We start from the raw sequence: 2365 nt of genomic DNA on the forward strand, positions 1-2365 counted from the left end.
CCTCAACACCCCGTACCACCCCACCGAACCCCCTCTATCGGGGGTCGCCCGCGATACCTAAGAAGAAGGTGGTATAAATCGCAAAAAATCAGTACAAATGACTCTGGTGGGCGAAGGAACATTTGGTCTCACTCGCCGTCCCGGCGAGGCCGGTCAGCTACGGACACCTACCCCTCAATCTCCTGTCGGGTTCCGCTTCGAGGCATGTTTCCTCGACCACCACGGCCTGCGCGCCCGCGGTGGATGTCACACTCGGGGGGGACAGGTCCCACCGGGGCCGGGTCCGCGCATCCCGATGCGCGACGCATCCCGACACTCGACACCCGGAGGGGGGCCAACCTCGTGGTGACCGACCCTGGTCTTCTGCACTGGCGTGACCCGGTGACCGACATCGGCCATCTCGCCGACGTCACCAATCGGGTGCGGACCAGCGTCGAGACGGTCATCGACGGCAAGTCCGAGGCGATCACGACGGCCCTGGTCGTGCTGCTGTCCGAGGGTCATCTGCTGATCGAGGACGTCCCCGGGGTCGGCAAGACCATGCTCGCCAAGGCCCTCGCACGGTCCATCGATGCCCGGGTGCGTCGCATCCAGTTCACTCCGGACCTGCTCCCCGGCGACGTCACCGGAGTCAGCATCTACAACCAGGGCACCCGTGACTTCGAGTTCCGTCCCGGCCCGGTGTTCGCCAACATCGTCGTCGGCGACGAGATCAACCGCGCCGAGCCGAAGGCGCAGTCGGCGCTCCTCGAATGCATGGAAGAGCACCAGGTCACGGTCGACGGCGTCACCTACCGGCTCGAGTCACCCTTCATGGTGATCGCGACCCAGAACCCGGTGGAGATGGAGGGCACCCGGGCGTTGCCGGAGGCCCAGCGCGACCGTTTCACCGCCCGGATCTCGATGGGCTACCCCTCCCCCGCAGCCGAGCTGGAGATGCTCGACAGCCACGGCAACGCCAACCCGCTGGCCGGCATCACCCCGGTCACCGACGCTGCCGAGATCGCCAAGCTGATCGCACTCGTCCGCACGGTGCACGTCTCGCCCGAGGTGCGCCACTACATCGTCGACCTGGTCGGCGGGACCCGCACACATCCCGAGATCGCGCTCGGCGCGTCCCCCCGGGCTGCGCTGCATCTCATCCGTGCTGCCCGGGCCCGCGCGGCCTTGGACCAGCGCGGTTTCGTCCTCCCCGACGACGTTCAGGAGATGGCTGTCCCGGTCATGGCGCACCGCCTACTGCTGCACCCTGAGATCATGCTCTCCGGGGAGCCGACGATCGAGGTCTCCGCCCGCATCCTGACCGACGTTCTGCGCCGGATCCCGATCCTTCGTCCCGGTACGGCACGCCCGACCCGGCACGGCCGTTAGAGCTCCGTGTGCGGAACCTCCGGGTGCGGAACCTCCGGGTGCGTGACTTTGTCGCAGCGCTGCGTGGCCTGACGATCCGCGGCCGGTCATTCGTCGCCGCCGGCATCGCCTGCGCGGCGTCCGCGGCCGTGCTCGGCGAGCAGGACCTGCTGCGGATCGGCCTGCTCGTCATGCTCCTCCCCGTGCTCGCGGCGGCCTTCGTCTGCCGGACCCGCTACCGGCTCGCCTGCACTCGCCGGCTCGAACCGAGCCGGGTGACCGCCGGGGACCGGGTCTCGGTCCGGATCAGGCTGGAGAACGTCAGCCGGTCGCCGTCGTCGGTGCTCCTGCTGGAGGACGCCGCCGCGGACGGGCTGGGCGGCGGGGCCCGGTTCGTACTCGACCGGATCGAGCCTGGTGGCAGCCGGGACCTGTCCTATGTCCTGCACGCGGGGATGCGCGGTCGCTACCAGATCGGACCGATGGCGATCCGCCTCGGTGACCCGTTCGGGCTGTGCGAACTGTCGCGCAGTTTCCGCAGCATGGACGAACTGGTCGTGGCCCCCCCGATCGAGCGGCTGCCGCCGGCCCGCCCGACCGGTGCCGCGCGCGTCAGCGCCGAGCTGCGCCGCGCGACCGGGCTCGTGGGTGAGGACGAGACGACGACCCGTCCGTACCGGTCCGGCGACGACCTGCGCAAGGTGCACTGGAAGACGACCGCCCGCCGCGGCGAGCTGATGGTCCGGCGCGAGGAGCACCCGCAGACGGGCGGGGCGACCATCCTGATCGACACTCGGGCCCGGGCGTGGCCTGACGGGGGCCCGTCAGCGTCGTTCGAGTGGGCGGTGAGCGCGGTCGGGGCGATCGGCGTCCACCTCGTCCGGGGCGGGTACCGGGTCCGACTGCTGACCGATCAGGGGCTGGCGGCCATCGCCGCGGGGGGTACCGTCGGCGGGCTCCTTGACGAGCTTTCGACGCTGATGCCCGCCCCCACCGAGTCCCTGTACCCAGCGCT

At 70.1% G+C, this 2365-nt stretch carries 2 protein-coding genes; both read left to right on the plus strand.

Features of this window, described 5'->3' with window-relative positions; translation table 11 throughout:
- Positions 1–342: 342 nt before the first annotated feature.
- Complete coding sequence (locus AC08ON_RS16065; RefSeq protein ID WP_476608225.1) at positions 343–1371, plus strand: AAA family ATPase; 1029 nt, start codon at positions 343–345, stop codon at positions 1369–1371.
- 38 nt (positions 1372–1409) lie between these two features.
- The coding region (locus tag AC08ON_RS16070) for a DUF58 domain-containing protein (protein ID WP_476617261.1) at positions 1410–2365 on the plus strand (956 nt) is incomplete at its 3' end.

The organism is Frankia sp. CoWAU3, from assembly GCF_977971855.1.